Annotated in this window: 13 protein-coding genes and 1 tRNA gene; 4 read left to right on the top strand and 10 right to left on the bottom strand. The window is 71.5% G+C overall.

Annotation, left to right across the window (positions count from 1 at the left end):
- Nucleotides 1-23 precede the first annotated feature (23 nt).
- Complete coding sequence (locus AOM06_RS13295; protein ID WP_062307658.1) at nt 24-407, top strand: VOC family protein; 384 nt, start codon at nt 24-26, stop codon at nt 405-407.
- 179 nt (nt 408-586) lie between these two features.
- Here AOM06_RS13295 and ettA read toward each other — a convergent pair whose 3' ends face one another.
- From ettA to AOM06_RS13275, 4 genes are all read right to left on the bottom strand, one after another.
- Nucleotides 587-2,269 (bottom strand): energy-dependent translational throttle protein EttA, encoded by a 1,683-nt coding sequence (gene ettA, locus AOM06_RS13290; protein WP_062307653.1) that lies wholly within the window; start codon nt 2,267-2,269, stop codon nt 587-589.
- A gap of 117 nt (nt 2,270-2,386) precedes the next feature.
- A complete protein-coding gene (locus AOM06_RS13285) occupies nt 2,387-2,932 on the bottom strand; it encodes a single-stranded DNA-binding protein (protein ID WP_062307649.1) in 546 nt (181 codons plus the stop codon).
- Between the two features lie 169 nt (nt 2,933-3,101).
- Nucleotides 3,102-4,565 carry a GTP-binding protein gene (locus AOM06_RS14855; protein ID WP_062307644.1) on the bottom strand — a complete coding sequence of 488 codons (1,464 nt, stop codon included), beginning with the start codon at nt 4,563-4,565 and terminating at the stop codon, nt 3,102-3,104.
- The gene (locus tag AOM06_RS13275) at nt 4,562-6,151 is read right to left on the bottom strand and encodes a dynamin family protein (RefSeq protein ID WP_062307640.1); all 1,590 of its coding nucleotides are present in this window, start codon (nt 6,149-6,151) and stop codon (nt 4,562-4,564) included. The genes AOM06_RS14855 and AOM06_RS13275 overlap by 4 nt, the downstream gene beginning before the upstream one ends.
- A gap of 186 nt (nt 6,152-6,337) precedes the next feature.
- Between AOM06_RS13275 and AOM06_RS13270 the strand changes: the two genes are divergently transcribed.
- A tRNA-Arg gene (locus tag AOM06_RS13270) sits at nt 6,338-6,410 on the top strand.
- A gap of 96 nt (nt 6,411-6,506) precedes the next feature.
- Here AOM06_RS13270 and AOM06_RS13265 read toward each other — a convergent pair.
- Nucleotides 6,507-7,571, bottom strand: a complete 1,065-nt coding sequence (locus AOM06_RS13265; protein WP_062307637.1) for a heme-binding protein — start codon at nt 7,569-7,571, stop codon at nt 6,507-6,509.
- 280 nt (nt 7,572-7,851) lie between these two features.
- On the opposite strand from AOM06_RS13265, the gene AOM06_RS13260 reads away from it, so the two are divergent.
- Entirely contained in the window at nt 7,852-8,451 is a 600-nt protein-coding gene (locus AOM06_RS13260; protein WP_062307634.1) for a TetR/AcrR family transcriptional regulator, read from the top strand.
- Nucleotides 8,452-8,546: 95 nt separating this feature from the next.
- Nucleotides 8,547-9,656: an NADH:flavin oxidoreductase/NADH oxidase gene (locus tag AOM06_RS13255; RefSeq protein ID WP_062307631.1), complete on the top strand. Its 1,110-nt coding sequence runs from the start codon at nt 8,547-8,549 to the stop codon at nt 9,654-9,656.
- A gap of 4 nt (nt 9,657-9,660) precedes the next feature.
- Here the strand turns inward: AOM06_RS13255 and AOM06_RS13250 are convergent, their stop codons facing one another.
- Genes AOM06_RS13250 through AOM06_RS13230 form a run of 5 tightly spaced genes read right to left on the bottom strand, consistent with a single transcriptional unit; the run spans nt 9,661 to nt 15,873 of the window.
- Nucleotides 9,661-10,680 (bottom strand): LacI family DNA-binding transcriptional regulator, encoded by a 1,020-nt coding sequence (locus tag AOM06_RS13250; RefSeq protein ID WP_062307627.1) that lies wholly within the window; start codon nt 10,678-10,680, stop codon nt 9,661-9,663.
- Nucleotide 10,681: 1 nt separating this feature from the next.
- Nucleotides 10,682-12,205 (bottom strand): sugar ABC transporter ATP-binding protein, encoded by a 1,524-nt coding sequence (locus tag AOM06_RS13245; protein WP_062307614.1) that lies wholly within the window; start codon nt 12,203-12,205, stop codon nt 10,682-10,684.
- A gap of 55 nt (nt 12,206-12,260) precedes the next feature.
- Nucleotides 12,261-13,292: an ABC transporter permease subunit gene (locus AOM06_RS13240; protein WP_062307611.1), complete on the bottom strand. Its 1,032-nt coding sequence runs from the start codon at nt 13,290-13,292 to the stop codon at nt 12,261-12,263.
- A complete protein-coding gene (locus AOM06_RS13235; protein ID WP_062307607.1) occupies nt 13,292-14,341 on the bottom strand; it encodes an ABC transporter permease in 1,050 nt (349 codons plus the stop codon). Before AOM06_RS13235 ends, AOM06_RS13240 begins: the two co-directional genes overlap by 1 nt.
- Entirely contained in the window at nt 14,338-15,873 is a 1,536-nt protein-coding gene (locus AOM06_RS13230) for a sugar ABC transporter ATP-binding protein (RefSeq protein WP_062307603.1), read from the bottom strand. The genes AOM06_RS13235 and AOM06_RS13230 overlap by 4 nt, the downstream gene beginning before the upstream one ends.
- Nucleotides 15,874-15,969 lie beyond the last annotated feature (96 nt).

Below are 15,969 nucleotides of genomic sequence, written 5' to 3'. Positions count from 1 at the left end.
GGCTGCCCGCCTAGCCTGGCCGCATGGAGTTCTCGGAGCCGCAGGTCATCCTCTTCGTCGCCGACTGCGAGCGCGCCGCATCGTTCTACGGCGCGCTGGGGTTCACCGAGACCTTCCGCAGCGGGGACGATGCGCCGGTCAAGATCGAGTTGGCGCTCGGCGGCTTCACGCTCGGGTTGGCGCTGCCCGGTCCCGCCGCGGAGAGCCACGGCCTCTCCCCCGTGACCGAGGGCGACCGCGCATGCCTCACCCTCTGGACGGACGATGTGGACGGCGCCTACGCGCGCGCCGTCGGGTCCGGCGGGGCGCCGCGGCGCGAGCCGCATGCGTTCCGCGACGTGCTTCGCGTGGCGTTCGTCAACGACCCGGACGGGCACCCGGTGCAGCTGGTGCAGCGGGCGGGGTGAGGCCCGGCGCGACGCTCAGCGCCCCACAGCGCGCGACCGACGCGCTGAAGCGGCCGTGGATGCCCCACTAGGTGCTGGCGAAGGTGCGCGGTCGTGGTGCATCCGGGTGACGGGATGCAAGCGGCCGGGCGGGTGCACGAGAGCCCCCGACGCGGGGCGTCGGGGGCTCTCGACCGAGATCAGTCGCGCGTGAGCTTGCGGTACGTCACGCGGTGCGGGCGCGCCGCCTCGGCGCCGAGGCGCTCGACCTTGTTGGCCTCGTAGGACTCGAAGTTGCCCTCGAACCAGAACCACTTGGCCGGGTCCTCCTCGGTGCCCTCGTAGGCGAGGATGTGCGTCGCGACGCGGTCGAGGAACCAGCGGTCGTGCGAGACCACCACGGCGCAGCCGGGGAACTCCAGCAGCGCGTTCTCGAGCGAGCCGAGGGTCTCGACGTCGAGGTCGTTGGTCGGCTCGTCGAGCAGCAGCACGTTGCCACCCTCCTTGAGCGTGAGCGCGAGGTTGAGGCGGTTGCGCTCACCACCGGAGAGCACGCCGGCGGGCTTCTGCTGGTCCGGGCCCTTGAAGCCGAATGCGCTCACATACGCACGCGAGGGCATCTCGACCTTGCCCACGTTGATGTAGTCGAGGCCGTCGGACACGACCTCCCACAGCGACTTGTTCGGGTCGATGCCGCCGCGGCTCTGGTCGACGTACGAGACCTGCACGGTCTCCCCGACCTTCAGCTCGCCGTCGTCGAGCGGCTCGAGGCCCACGATGGTCTTGAACAGCGTGGTCTTGCCGACGCCGTTGGGACCGATGACGCCCACGATGCCGTTGCGCGGCAGCGAGAAGGACAGCCCGTCGATGAGCGTGCGGTCGCCGAAGCCCTTCTTGAGGTTCTTGGCCTCGATGACCACGGAGCCCAGGCGCGGGCCCGGCGGGATCTGGATCTCCTCGAAGTCGAGCTTCCGGGTGCGCTCCGCCTCGGCGGCCATCTCCTCGTAGCGTGCGAGGCGCGCCTTCGACTTGGTCTGGCGGCCCTTCGCGTTGGAGCGGACCCACTCGAGCTCCTCCTTGAGGCGCTTCGCGAGCTTCGCGTCCTTCTTGCCCTGGACCTGGAGGCGCTCCTGCTTCTTCTCGAGGTAGGTCGAGTAGTTGCCCTCGTACGGGTAGAGGCGGCCGCGGTCGACCTCGCAGATCCACTCCGCGACGTGGTCGAGGAAGTAGCGGTCGTGGGTCACGGCGAGCACGGCGCCGGGGTACTTGGCGAGGTGCTGCTCGAGCCACAGCACGGACTCGGCGTCGAGGTGGTTGGTGGGCTCGTCGAGCAGCAGCAGGTCCGGCTTCTCGAGCAGCAGGCGGCACAGCGCGACGCGGCGGCGCTCACCACCGGACAGCACCTTGACGTCCGCGTCGGGGGCCGGGCAGCGCAGCGCGTCCATGGCCTGCTCGAGCTGGGCGTCGAGGTCCCACGCGTTGGCGTGGTCGAGCTCCTCCTGGAGCGTGCCCATCTCCGCGAGCAGGGTGTCGTAGTCGGCGTCGGGGTTCGCCATCTCCTCGGAGATCGCGTTGAAGCGCTCGAGTTTGCCGTAGATCTCGCCGACGCCCTCGCGGATGTTGCCGATGACGTCCTTGTCCTCGTTCAGCGGCGGCTCCTGCATGAGGATGCCCACCGTGTAGCCGGGGGTGAGGCGCGCCTCGCCGTTCGAGGGCTCCTCGAGGCCGGCCATGATCTTGAGGATGGTCGACTTGCCTGCGCCGTTGGGGCCCACCACGCCGATCTTCGCGCCCGGGTAGAAGGCCATGGTGACGTCGTCGAGGATGACCTTGTCACCGTGCGCCTTGCGCGCCTTCTGCATGGTGTAGATGAACTCTGCCACTGCTGCTCCGTCAGTAGAACCGTGCGGGCGCGCCGAGGCGCCCGAATGCCGCCTCTAGCCTACGGGAGGACGATGCGGCGGCGGGCGCAGCGCGGGCCGCTCCCGCCGCCGCCCGGCTCACGACGCCTCGGCCATCGCGTCAGCGTCGTCTTCGAGGGGGTCGTCGCGGGGGTCGTCGAGGAGTCCGTCCTCGAGGGCGGCCGGCTGCGCGCCCTCCTCGGACGGCACGGCGTCGTCGCCCGCGCGTGAGGCGACCACGGCCTCCGCGGCCGCGCCCATGTCCTCCTCGCCGAGCGAGGCGTCCCCGATGGCGCGGGTGAACGTCGCGACGCCTCGCATGCAGTCCGGACCCAGCGCGGACGCATCGATCACGTGGTCGACCCGGGTGCCGTCCTTGGCCTCCCACGTGCTGGTCCGCATGCGGCCGGTGACGACGACCGGCATGCCCTTGTCGATCGACCGCTTCACGGTGATCGCGGCGCCGCGGAACGCGCGGACGGTGAACCACTCGGTCACGCCGTCCACCCAGATGGAGCGCTCGCGGTCGTAGAAGCGGGGCGTGGATGCGAGGCGGAACGACGCGATCGCGAGGTCCCCCTGCCCCTGGAACAGGCGGACGTCGGTGGCGACCCAGCCTGCGACGGTGATGGTCAGCTCGTTCATGCTCTCCTCCCTGGTGCCGCACGATGCGGCGGATCCAGGGTGCGCGGAGCAGCCCGGCGGGCCGGGTTCCCGTCGCGCGGCTCGTGGAGACGGCCACGCGCCGCGTGAGCCGTGGACATCGCCCGCGAGCGGGGAGACGCACCGGCCGCGAGCACGCCGCGCGCTGCGATCAGCGGTGCTTCTCGCCGTCCTCGCCGCGCATCACCGGCGCCCAGATGTCCGCCGGCAGAGGAGGCTCGTGCTCCTCGGGCGCGGGCGCCGGCTCCTCGGGTGCCACCGCGTCCTCGGGACGCTCGACCGGCCCGGGCGCCGCCGCGCGCGCGATGACGGTGAGCTCGTCGAGGTTGCGGTAGGCCTGATGGATGAGGCTCGTGGGGTCCACCACCGCGGGCTCGATCGCCGACCTCACCGCGTCGCGCCCCAGGCGCAGCATCTCCTTGCTGAGGGCCGCGCCGCGCGCCCGCCTGCGGAACAGGGGCGCATGGTCGGCGACGGGCCACGCGACGGCGGCGAGCGCCTGGTCGATCGCGGCCGTGAGCTCGTCCGCCGGCGTCACCGCCTCGTCGATCACCACGCGCCATTGCACGGGCAGCCCCTCGGACGCGGCGTCCACCCAGTCGAGCCGCTCGCGGTCGACCACCTCGAGGCGCATCGGCTCCTGGGCAGGGACCGAGGACGCGCGGCCGGCGGCCACCGCGGCGGCGGCCTCCGCACGAGCATCGACGCCAGCGGCCGCGGCGAGCGAGGCGACCAGCTCCGCGACGTCCGGGAGCTCGGGATCGGCGTCGCGCGCGAGCGCGCGCTCGAGCGTGCGCCCCGCGTCCACGAGGTCGGCGGCCACCGCATCGGCCGCGACGGAACGCGCCTGGACGGCCCCCTCGAGCTCGGCGCGCAGCACGTCGACGCCCTGGCCTGTGCGCGCGCTCACGGGCATGACGGGGACCTCGTGCATGCCGTCCTCGGCGAGCAGGCGCTGAAGGTCGCGCGCGACGTCCCAGGCGTCCTCCGTGCTGAGCCGGTCCACGTGGTTGAGCACCACGAGCGACGGCTGCCCCGTGGCCGAGGCCTCGCGCAGGTAGCCCTCGTGGATCGCGTTGTCCGCGTACTTCTGGGGGTCCACGACCCACAGGAGCAGATCGACCTGCGGCAGGATGCGGTCGACCACCTCGCGGTTGTGCGCGTTGACCGAGTCGTGGTCCGGGAGATCCAGGAGGATGAGCCCCGTGAGCTCGGGGTCCTCGGCCAGCGGAGCGTCGTCGCGGCGCAGGCGGCTCTCCGAAGAGACGCTCAGCCAGTCGAGCAGGGCATCGGCGCGGTCATGGCCCCACACCGCGGCGCTCACGTGCGAGGTGGTGGGCCGCGCCACCCCGGAGATCGCGAACTCGACGCCCACGATCGCGTTGAACAGCGTCGACTTGCCCGAGCCCGTGCCCCCCGCGAGCGCGACCACGGTCCAGTCGATCCCCAGCTCGAGCCGCTCGTCGCAGCGGTCGACCGCCCGGTGCAGCTCCGCGCGGATGGACGCCGGGATCGCCTCGCGCGCCCACTCGAGGGAGGACCGCAACCGCTCGACACGCTCGCGCAGCAGCGCGGTCTCGTCGCGAGGGGTGACCTCCTCGAAGCTGACGCTCACAGCAGCCCCCTGAGCTCCGCGCGCCGCAGCCGGATCTTCGCGGACGAGTCCGGCATGAGCGACGGGATGTCGGTGGGCTTCATCATGTCGAGCGACTCGCGGTTGACGCAATGGCGTCGCGCGGCGTCGAGCTCGGCCCGCGCCTCCTCGACCGCGTCGCCGACGGCCTGCGAGGTAAGGATCATGAGCGCCGTGCGCGCGGGCTCGATGCCGAGCGCGGCGCACGCGAGCGTGGTGGTGAGCCCCGGCTCGCCGATCACCTGGATGCCGTGCTCGGCACCCGGGAGCTCGAGCACGATCTCCTGGCACCGATGCGCCCACCTGCGCGCCGCATCGGCCGCCTGGCGCTCGCGCGCCTGGCGCGCGTCGCGCGGGTCGCGCCGCTCCGCGAGCCAGGGCCCGACCCCCGTCTCGGCGCGGCGCAACGCCTCCTCCATCGCATCCGCGACGGACGATGCGGCGAAGACCAGGCGCGACTCGACGGCCTCGAGCATGTCGCGGTAGATCGCGTGGAGCACCTCGTCGCGCTGCTCACGCGCATGACGGCGGCGCACCCAGCGCGTGTTGCGCAGCTTGAAGAGCGCGCCCCCGTCGCCGGTCGCCTGCTGCCACCGGGCGGTCAGCGCGCCCGTGGGGATGGTCTCCCACCAGCGGTCGCCGCCCTCCTGCGCCACCTGGGCCGCGGCGCGGCGCACCTCCGAGCGCACGTCCTTCGCGGCCGCGGACTGATCGTCCATCGCCTCGGCCAGCGTCTCGAGCCACTCCTTGAGCGACTCCGCCGCCCCGTGCAGCGTGCGCTCGACGATCGTCGTCGCCGAGGCCGCGGCGACCGAGTCGAGCCAGCGGCCGAGCCCGCCGACCACGTCGCGCGGCACCGTGGCCTGGCGCGTGGGGTCCTCGGGGATGACGAACAGCGGCAGGGTCTCGAGGTGCTCGGTCGCGAGCCTGTCGACGAGCTCGCGCCGCACCTGGGCCGCCACGTCGACTGTGACGCGGTTGAGCACGATCGCGATCGAGGCGCCACGGTCCGCGCCTCCGCGCAGCGCCTCCCAGGGGACCGCGTCGCCGTACCGCGCGGCCGTGGTGACGAAGATCCAGAGGTCGGCGGCCTCCATCATGAGGTGGGCGATCTCGCGGTTCTCCCCGCTGATCGAGTCGAGGTCGGGAGAGTCGACGAGCGCGAGCCCGCGCGGCATGGCCTCGGTGGCGATGACGCGGCAGCGCTGCGCGACGTCGGTGAGCACCTGAGTGTCGAGCGGGTGGTGGAACAGGTGGGGGACGCGCGTGGTCGGCCGCAGCACGCCGGAGGGCGTGAGCTGCTCCCCCACCAGGGCGTTCACCACGGTCGACTTGCCCGCGCCCGTCGAGCCGGCCACCACCACGATCGCGGGCGACGCCTCCTCGCGCACGCGCGGGATCAGGTGGTGATCGAGCTGGTCGAGCATGCGCTGGATGGTCTCGCGGGCCTCCTCCACCCCGGCCGTGGGCAGGGGCAGCTGCACCCCCGCGACCACGCGGCGGGTGTCGACCAGGGCATCCAGGAGGTTGCCGGGGTACGACCACGTCTTGATGGGTCGCATGCTCATGCGACGTCGCACCCTCTCCGAACCATGCGACCAAGGGTAGCGCGGGGGCATGTACCAGGCTGCACGGACGCGGCGGACGCGCCCTGGCGCGTCGCCCCGGGCCGCCGCGCCTTCGCACGCCCGGGCCGGCCGCAAGGGACGCACCCACGGCGGGCACTACCCTGGTGAGCGCGGCATCGGCCGCCTGCCCTCGTAGCTCAATGGATAGAGCAACGGCCTTCTAATCCGTAGGTTGCAGGTTCGAGTCCTGCCGGGGGCGCGCAGGCGACGAGGGCCCCTCCCCAGCGGAGGGGCCCTCGTCGGGTCGCGGCCCTTGAGGGTCGCGGGCATGCGGCGCGGTGGACGCCGCCGACGCCTAGGCCCCGTAGTACTGCGAGGGCATGCTCGGCTTCTCGGGGGTCGCCTCCTCGACCACCTTCTCCATGACGTTGATCGAGACGTGCGGCCACTTGATCAGCCCCGGCTCGCCGTCGCGGCGCGGGAAGAACTCGAGCATCACCGTCTGCGTGTACGCGAGGAGGAGGTTGGGCGCGTCCTCCCCGTCGCCGTCGAGCTCGAGGATCCAGAACGTCGCCTTCATCTCGGTGACGTCCGCCTGACGCTCGACGAACGGGATGTTGTGCACACCGGCCCGGTCCAGAGTCGTATCGAGGAAGAGCACCGTGTTGTTCACCACGTTCGTCGGCAGCGCGTTGAGCAGCGCATTCGGATGGACGGGATCGAAAAGCCCTTGGAACCTCTCGTCGTGGAAATGCTTGTACGGTGCGAGGTAGGCGCGCTCGAGCATTTCCTCCTCGGGGATCTCCACGCCGTCCGCGGGCGGCGGGAACACACCGATCGGAAGCCCCGAGATGTCCTCGATCCGCGCGGGCTGATCCGTCTTCAGGAATCTGCCGAGCGCGAGCGCCGAGTTCCCGTGCGGGATCGATGCGAGGCGAGCGATGGAGATCCCGTCGGTGCGCGGCTCGCCCATATGGAGGAAGAGCCCGGGCTCGTGATGGATCGCGAGCTCCGGCGCGCCCGCGAGACCGCTTGCCGGGGCGTCGTCCGCCGCGATCTGCTCGATCATCTGCTCGTAGTCGAGCGTCACCACGAGCTGATCGGTGTTGGTGCTGTCACCCCGCACACCGGGCTCACCGAGGTCGATGCCGCGGTTGGGGACGCGCTTGTCCACCAGCGAGAACTTGAGCTCCTCGTCGAACTGGTTGACCAGCAGCCGGTAGTCGAGCGCGCCACCCTCCGCCGCGAACGGCAGCGCGATCATGTTCCAGCCGCGGCCCTTGAGCCGGTCCGTGTTCTTCCACGTGCCCGGCAGGAGCTTGAACGGCCCCAGCTCCTCGTCGGATGTGGTCGCGACCTCGACCACACGCGCGTTCGCGCGGTACTTCTCGCTGTACAGGCTGTCCGTCACGGTCAGCATGACGTGCCCCCTCCCCCTATGGATGCGGCAGCATGCGCTGTCGTGTCTGCATCGATGCAGGCACAGTGTCCGATTTCATCACGAAACAGATATTTCGAAAATGGCTCGGCGTGCATTCGGCCATCTACGACGGCCGATATCGGAGGACTTGTCGAGGCGTCCCGGAAATGCAACTCACGCGCCTATCGGCGGGCATGGCGGCGGCATTCGAGCGCGCCTCTCCGGGCCGCCATGCTCGTCCGTCCCGGACGGATGCGCGGCGCCTCGCTAGGCTGTCCCCGTGACCATCGATCCGCGATTCGCGCGCAGCTCCGAGGCGCTGGCCGACGCCGTGCTCACGCTCGCCGCCGAGCGCCCGATCGAGCGCGTCGCGGTCACCGAGATCGCACGTATGGCGGGCGTCACCCGCGCGACCTTCTACAACCACGCGACCTCCCCGGCGGCGCTCCTGACCGCCGTGCTGCTGCGCGACCTCGACGCGATCCGCGAGGAGTTCTTCGCCGGGGTGGACCGCGCGCCGCAGGACATCGAGGAGATCTGGCGCAGCTCCGAGATGGTGCTGGTCCAGCACGTGATGTCGCACGCCGATGTCTACCGGCGCGGGCTCGCGCACGCCGCCGGCGAGCACGGCTCGGTGCTCACCGAGCTGCTCGCGGGACACGTGGAGGCGAGCCTCCTGACGTTCGCGCGCGATCACGGGGTCGCGCTCGACGCGGGCGACGGCCTGCGGTTCACGATGGCCGCCGCCTTCGTGGGCCAGGGCACGGCGGGAGCGCTGCGCGTGTGGCTCGAGAACCCCGGCCCGCTCGACCCCCAGGTCGCCGTCGACACGATCCTGTCGCTCATCCCGCCCTTGTGGTTCGCGGTCGCGCGCGCCTGACCGAACGCGCGCGGAATCGGGCGGGACCTTCGGATGTTCTCGCCTCCACGGCGCTCCGCCACCATGGAGCCCCGCCCCGCTGCTGAAGGAGCCCCATGACGTCCGCCCTGTTCTCCCCCCTGCCGCTGCGCGCGATCGAGGCGCGCAACCGGCTCTGGGTCAGCCCGCTGTGCCAGTACTCGTGCGAGGAGCAGGACGGGATGCCGAACGACTGGCACCTGGTGCACCTGGGCTCGTTCGCGCGAGGCGGCGCGGGGCTCGTGATGGCCGAGGCCACCGCGGTGGTGCCCGAGGGCCGGATCTCGCCGTGGGACACGGGGATCTGGGACGATGCGCAGCGTGACGCCTGGGCGCGCATCGTGGACTTCATCCACGGCCAGGGGTCGCTCGCAGCGATCCAGCTCGCGCATGCGGGCCGCAAGGCGTCGACGTACCGCGAGTGGAGCGGCGTGGGCACGGTCCCGGCCGCGGAGGGCGGGTGGCCCACCGTGGCGCCCTCGGCGGTGGCCTTCGACGGCTACGCGGAGCCCAGCGCGCTCGACGAGGACGGCATCGCGGCGGTCATCGACGCGTTCGCCGAGGCCGCGCGCCGCTCGCTCGAGGCCGGCTTCGACGTGCTCGAGGTGCACGCCGCGCACGGCTACCTGCTCCACCAGTTCCTCTCCCCCGTGTCGAACCTGCGCGACGACCGCTGGGGCGGGAGCCTCGTGGGCCGCGCGCGGCTGCTGCTCCACGTGGTGCGCCGCGTGCGCGCGGTCGCGGGCGAGGACGTGCCCGTGCTCGTGCGGGTCTCCGCGACCGACTGGCTCGAGCCCGAGGGCTGGACGCTCGACGACACGGTGACCATCGCGCAGTGGCTGCGCGAGGCGGGCGCGGACCTGGTCGACACCTCGACCGGCGGGCTCGTCCCCGGCGCCGTCATCCCCGTCGCGCCCGGCTACCAGGTGCCGCACGCCGCCGCGATCCGCGAGCGCTCCGGCATCGCGGCGACCGCCGTGGGGCAGATCGTCGATGCCCGCCAGGCCGAGCGCATCGTCGCCTCCGGCCAGGCCGATGCGGTGTTCGTGGGCCGCGAGTTCATGCGCGACCCCCACTTCCCGCTGCGCGCCGCTCACGAGCTCGGCGCGGAGATCGGGTACTGGCCGCCCCAGTACACGCGCGCCTCGTGGACGTCGCGGCCCGCCCTCGCGGCCGACGAGGACTGACCGCTTACCGGGGCGCGACCGCGCGGGTCGACTCGCGCACCACGAGCCGCGTGGGCAGCGGGGTGTCGGAGGTCTCCCCGTCGTGCTCCTCGAGCGCGACGAGAACCTTCTGCATGATCTGCCGCCCAAGCGCCTCGAAGTCCTGGCGCACCGTGGTGAGCGGCGGGTTGAGGTAGCCGGCCTCGGGGATGTCGTCGAAGCCCACCACGCTGACGTCCTCGGGGACGCGCAGCCCGCGCTGTCGCAGCGCGGACAGCAGCCCGATCGCCATCTGGTCGTTGCCGACGAACACCGCGTCACCCGGCGCGACCTCGAGCTCGAGGCCCCGTCGGTGCCCGCTCGCGGCGGTCCAGTCCCCGTGGAGCGGCTCGATCACCTCGAATCGGCGCGCCGCGAGCTCGTCCCGCCACCCGCGCACCCGCTCCGCGGCGTCCGGGGCCTGCGCGGGACCGGCGAGGTGGAGGATCCGCTCGTGCCCCAGCTCGGCGAGGTGCTGCACGGCGGAGCGTGCGCCGCGGTACTGGTCGATCGCGACGATGCGCGGGTCGCGGCGCGCGGTCGAGGCCGCCGCGACGACGGGGATCGCGAGGTCGAGCCCGCGCACCACCTCGAGCGCGCCCGAGTACGCGACCACCACGACGATCGCGTCGACACGCTGCCGCAGGAGCCCCTCGACCGCAGCGCGCACGGCCGCCGGCTCGCTGTCGATGGTGCTCACCGCGTCGACGCTGTAGCGCGCCGCGCGCGCCGCCAGGTTGAAGTGCATCGCGATCGACGCGGGCCCGAAGTCCACGGCGCTCGGGGTGATGAGGCCGATGGTCCGGGTCCGGCGAGTCACGAGCGCGCGGGCGGCGGGCGACGGGCTGTAGTCGAGCTGCGCGATCGCCTTCTCGACACGCTCCTTGGTCGCGGGGCGGACGTTGGGCATGCCGTTGAGCACGCGGGACACGGTCTGGTGGGACACGCCCGCGAGGCGGGCGACATCGAAGATGTTCGCCGCCTTCGCGCTGCCCTGCTTCGCCATGTCAGTCCTCGCCCTCGCCCGGCTGCGCGACGAGCGCGAGCAGCGAGTCGGTGGTGAGGTCCGCCGCCGCGACCGTCTCGACGATGCGGCCGTCGCGCATGACCGCGACCCTGTCGCCGACCCGCAGCACCTCCTCGAGCTCGGCGGAGATGAAGACCACCGACATGCCGTTGTCGGCGAGCTCGCTCACCAGGTTCTGGATCTCGACCTTGGCGCCGACGTCGATGCCGCGCGTGGGCTCGTCGAGCACCAGCACGCGGGGCGACAGGGCGAGCAGCCGCGCGAGCAGGACCTTCTGCTGGTTGCCCCCGGACAGCGTCCCGACGGGGCGGTCCAGGTCGGGTGGCCGGATGTCGAGCGCGTCGACCCAGCTCGCGGCGAGCTCGCGGCGGCGCGCTGGCGGGATGCGGCGGAACACGCCGCGCTCCGACTGCAGCGCCAGCGTGATGTTGTCCACGACGCTGAGCTCGGCGACGATCCCGTCCCGGCGACGGTTCTCGGACGAGTAGACGACGCCGAGCGAGATGGCGTGGCGAGGCGAGTCGAGGCGCGCGTCGGTGCTCTCGATGCGGATCACGCCGGACTCGAGGTGCGCGACGCCCGTGAGCGCGTGCGCGAGCGAGGTGCGGCCCGAGCCGAGCAGCCCCGCGACTCCGAGCACCTCGCCCTCGGCGAGGTCGACGTCGGCGCCGGCGACGCCGTGCGCGACCGACACCCCGCGCGCACGGAGCACCGCCGCGGACCCGTCCTCGGCATCGTCCTCGGAGACGCGGCCCCGCGCGCGGACCTCCCCGATCTCGCGGCCCAGCATCTTCTGGACCAGGTCGATGCGCAGCAGCTCGCCCGTGAGGTACTCCCCCACCAGCTCGCCGTCGCGCAGCACGGTGATGCGGTCCGCGAGCTCGTACACCTGGTCGAGGAAGTGCGACACGAACAGGATCGCGACGCCGCGCGCCTTGAGCTCGCGGATCACACGGAACAGCTCGGCGACCTCGTCGAGGTCGAGGCTCGACGTGGGCTCGTCGAGCACCAGCACGCGGACGTCCGCCGAGATCGCTCGCGCGATCGCCACGAGCTGCTGCACCGCCACGGAGTGCGTGCCCAGGAGCGAGGCGGGGTCGAGCGTGAGGCCCAGGTCCTCGAGCACGGCCGCGGCGCGCTCGCGCATGAGGCGCCGGGACACGACCCCGCCGCGGCGCGGCTCGCGTCCCAGGAAGACGTTCTCGGCCACGGAGAGGTTGGGCAGGAGCTCGATCTCCTGGTAGACGGTGCTGATCCCGGAGGCCTGCGCCTCGTGCGGCGTCGCGAAGGAGACCCTCTCTCCCGCGAGACGCAGCTCGCCCTCGTCCATCGCGAGCGCGCCCGTGATCGCCTTGATGAGCGTCGACTTGCCCGCGCCGTTCTCGCCCATGAGCGAGTGCACCTCGCCGGGGTAGAGCCGGAAGTCGACGCGATCCAGCGCCGCGTCGGCGCCGAAGCGCACCGTCGCGCCGGTGAGCTCGAGCAAAGGCCGCACCTCGTCCACGCGCCCATTATCGGGGCGAGGACGAGGTGCGGCGTGCAACGTGGCTGGAAGAGGGCTAACGACGACCCTCCGCACGCGCCACGATCGCGCGCTGGACCACGATGAAGAGCAGCAGGAGCGAGCCCACGATGATCTGCATCCACGCCTGCTCGGCACCCATGAAGTTGATGATCGTCTTGATGGTGCCGTACACGAACACACCGATCATCGACCCGAGCACATACCCCCGCCCGCCGGTGAGCAGCGTGCCGCCGATCACCACCGCGGCGATGGCGTCGAGCTCCGTGCCGATGCCGTTGCGGGGGTAGCCCGCGTTCGAGTACGCCGTGAGCAGCAGCCCGGCGAGGCCGGCGCAGGTGCCGGAGATCACGTACGCCGCGATCTTCGTGCGTCCCACCTTGAGGCCCATGAGGCGCGCCGACTGCTCGGACCCGCCGATCGCGTAGATGGTGCGCCCGAACCGGGTGAGATGCAGCACGAAGGCCGCGATCGCCACCGTGATGAGCGCGATGATGCCCGTCGGGGTGATGACCCAGTCGCCCACCTTGATGCGGGTCGACTGGAGCCACAGGACCGCCGGGTCCTCCACCTTGATGGAGTTCAGGCTCACGATGAAGGCGAGCCCGCGTCCCAGGAACAGGCCTGCGAGCGATGCGATGAACGGTTGCACCCCGAAGTACTGCACCAGGATGCCGATGAACAGGCCGATCGCGGCTCCGCCCAGCAGCATCGCGGGCACGGCGATCCCGACGGGCAGCCCGTCCGCGAGGAGCTTGGCCCCGAGCATTCCGGTGAAGGCCATGACCGACCCGACCGAGAGGTCGATGCCTCCCGTGAGGATCACGAAGGTCATGCCGACCGCGAGGACCAGCAGGTACGCGTAGTTGATCAGCAGGTTCGAGATGGTGAGCGGCTTGATGAAGTCGCCGCGCAGGAAGATCTCGCCGCCGATGAACAGGAGGATCAGGATCGCCACCGCCGCGAAGGTCGGCATCATCCCGCCGTGGCGGCTCAGGAACGTCTGCACCACGGACGGCCTGCCCTCGCTCGGGCCGCTCTTGGGCCGCGCCGTCGTCATCGCGGCCATCACGCCACCTCCACCTTGTCGTCGTTGCGGGCCCCTGGTCCGCGTGATCGCATCCTGCCGCTCAGGGCGGCCAGGCCCTCCCTCATGCGCGGCGACTGCACCACCACCACCAGCGCGACCACGAAGCCGAAGAACACCGGGCTCTGCGCCGACGAGACGCCGAGGAACAGGATGGACGACTCGAGGGTCTGGATGATGAGCACGCCGACCACGGTGCCGGCGATCGAGAACTTGCCGCCGTTGAGCGAGGTGCCGCCGAGCACCACCGCGAGGATCGCGTACAGCTCGATGAACACGCCCGCCGCGTTCGCGTCGGCCGCCCTGATGTTCGAGGCGTAGATGAGCCCCGCGACGCCGGCCAGCACGCCGCTCACCATGTACGCGCCCCAGATGATGCTGCGGGAGCGCACGCCCGCGAGGCGGCTCGCCTCGGGGTTGATGCCGACCGCCTCGGTGAGCACGCCGAGAGCGGTGCGCCGCTCCACCAGCGACATCACGACGATCGCGACCACGCCGATGAGGAACGCGAAGGGCAGCGCGACGAGGTAGCCCGACGCGATGAACGCGAACGGCTCCGAGTTGACCGTGGTGATGAAGCCGCCCGTGATGAGCAGCGCGACGCCGCGTCCGGCGAGCATGAGCACGAGCGTCGCGATGATCGGTTGGATCCCCACCACCGAGACGAGGAAGCCGTTCCAGGCGCCCAGGACCAACGACACGAGCAACGCGACGACGCACGCGGTGAGCACCGTGCCGAGGTTGCCGGGGTCGCCCGAGCCGTCGATGATCGTGAGCGCGACGGCCCCGGACACCGCCATCGTGGCGCCCACCGACAGGTCGATGCCGCGGGTGGCGATGACGATGGTCATGCCGAGCGCGACGAGCATGAGCGGCGCCGACTCGCGCAGGATGCTGATGAGCGGCCCGTAGAGCTCGCCGTCGCGCATCGTGATCTTGATGAACTGCGGCCTCGCGATCGCGTTGATCGCGATGAGCGTGATCAGCGAGACGATCGGCCAGAACAGCCGATGCTTGTAGACGGCGGTCATGCCGCGCTCCCCTCACCCGCGTTGGCGATGTAGTCGATCAGGTCGTCGAGGTCGGTGGTCGCCGCCTCGAGCTCGCCGATCTTCTTGCGATCCCTGAGTACCACGACGCGCTGCGCCATGCGGAGCACCTCCTCGAGCTCCGACGAGATGAAGATCACGGAGAGGCCCTGGGCCGACAGCTCGGCGACCTTGCGCTGGATGTCGGCCTTCGCCCCCACGTCGATGCCACGGGTGGGCTCGTCGAGCACCAGGAGCTCCGGCGCCGTGGCGAGCCAGCGCGCGAGCAGCACCTTCTGCTGGTTGCCGCCGGAGAGGTTGCCCACGAGCGCGTTGGGGTTCGCGGGGCGCACCCCGAGCGCCTCGATGTACTCCTGCACCACCGCGTCCTGGTCCTTCTTGGGGATCTTGCGCAGCCACCCCTGGCGCGCCTGCATCCCGAGGACGATGTTCTCCGCGACGGTGAGGTCCGCGACCACACCCTCCTCGCGGCGGTTCTCCGAGGACAGCGAGATGCGGTGCTCGATCGCTTGGCGCGGCTGGTGCAGACGCACGTGCCTGCCATGCACCTCCACCGTGCCCTCATCGGCGCGGTCGGCGCCGTACAGGAGGCGGACGAGCTCGGTGCGCCCGGACCCGAGGAGGCCCGCGATCCCCACGACCTCGCCCTCGTAGATCTCGAGGTCGGCGGGCTCCAGCACGCCGCGCTTGCCCAGCCCGGTCGCCTTCACCACCGGCGTGCCGGTGCGGTCGATGTCGCGATGCGAGGTGCTCGCGATGGAGGCGAGGTCCTCGAGCTCGCGACCGATCATCTTGGTGACGAGCGCATCGCGCGGAAGCTCCGCGATCGGGTGCTCGCCCACCAGGGCCCCGTTGCGCAGCACCGTGATGCGGTCGGAGATCTCGTAGACCTGGTCGAGGAAGTGCGAGACGAAGAGGATCGCGACGCCCTTGTCGCGCAGGTCGCGCATGATGCCGAACAGCTGCTCGACCTCTCCTCTGTCGAGGCTCGACGTCGGCTCGTCGAGGATGAGCACCTTCGCGTCGAGCACCATCGCGCGGCTGATCGCGACCAGCTGCTGGATGGCGATCGAGTGGCTCGCGAGGATCGACCGCGTGTCGAGCGTGAGGCCCAGGCTCGCGAGGTGGCGAGCCGCCTCGGAGTGCGTCGCCTTCCAGTCGATGCCGGTGCTGCGACGCTTCTCGTGGCCCAGCATGACGTTCTCGCCGACGCTGAGGTTCGCGCAGAGGTTGACCTCCTGGTACACCGTCGAGATGCCGGCGTCCTGCGCATCGGCCGCGGTGGAGAAGGTCTGCCGCTCACCCACGATGGAGATCGACCCCGAGTCGATCGCGTAGACGCCGGTGAGGGCCTTGATGAGGGTCGACTTCCCCGCGCCGTTCTCGCCCATGAGCGAGTGGATCTCGCCGGGTCGCAGCGTGAAGTCGACGTTGTCCAGGGCGAGCACGCCGGGGAACCGGATGGTGATCCCGCGCATCTCGACGATCGGAGGGACGTCGGTGTCCGCATTCATGAGGGTGCAGCTTTCTGCTCGGTGCCGCGGGACCCCTGCGGGGGCCGGCCTGAGCCGACCCCCGCAGGGGGAGCCCGCGCCTACAAGGTCATGATC

This window comes from Demequina subtropica, from assembly GCF_000971235.1.
Taxonomy (GTDB): Bacteria; Actinomycetota; Actinomycetes; order Actinomycetales; family Demequinaceae; genus Demequina; species Demequina subtropica.
The sequence above is the reverse complement of the archived record's forward strand: the minus strand, read 5'-3'. Positions and strand labels throughout refer to the sequence as shown.

What these genes read in the sequence shown, in the direction of transcription:
- AOM06_RS13275 (WP_062307640.1), bottom strand. Translation starts at nt 6,151, where the DNA reads ATGAGCATGCGACCCATCAAGACGTGGTCGTACCCCGGCAACCTCCTG.
- AOM06_RS13295 (WP_062307658.1), top strand. Translation starts at nt 24, where the DNA reads ATGGAGTTCTCGGAGCCGCAGGTCATCCTCTTCGTCGCCGACTGCGAG.
- AOM06_RS13265 (WP_062307637.1), bottom strand. Translation starts at nt 7,571, where the DNA reads ATGCTGACCGTGACGGACAGCCTGTACAGCGAGAAGTACCGCGCGAAC.
- AOM06_RS13240 (WP_062307611.1), bottom strand. Translation starts at nt 13,292, where the DNA reads ATGGCCGCGATGACGACGGCGCGGCCCAAGAGCGGCCCGAGCGAGGGC.
- AOM06_RS13235 (WP_062307607.1), bottom strand. Translation starts at nt 14,341, where the DNA reads ATGACCGCCGTCTACAAGCATCGGCTGTTCTGGCCGATCGTCTCGCTG.
- AOM06_RS13250 (WP_062307627.1), bottom strand. Translation starts at nt 10,680, where the DNA reads ATGGCGAAGCAGGGCAGCGCGAAGGCGGCGAACATCTTCGATGTCGCC.
- AOM06_RS13285 (WP_062307649.1), bottom strand. Translation starts at nt 2,932, where the DNA reads ATGAACGAGCTGACCATCACCGTCGCAGGCTGGGTCGCCACCGACGTC.
- AOM06_RS13230 (WP_062307603.1), bottom strand. Translation starts at nt 15,873, where the DNA reads ATGAATGCGGACACCGACGTCCCTCCGATCGTCGAGATGCGCGGGATC.
- AOM06_RS13255 (WP_062307631.1), top strand. Translation starts at nt 8,547, where the DNA reads ATGACGTCCGCCCTGTTCTCCCCCCTGCCGCTGCGCGCGATCGAGGCG.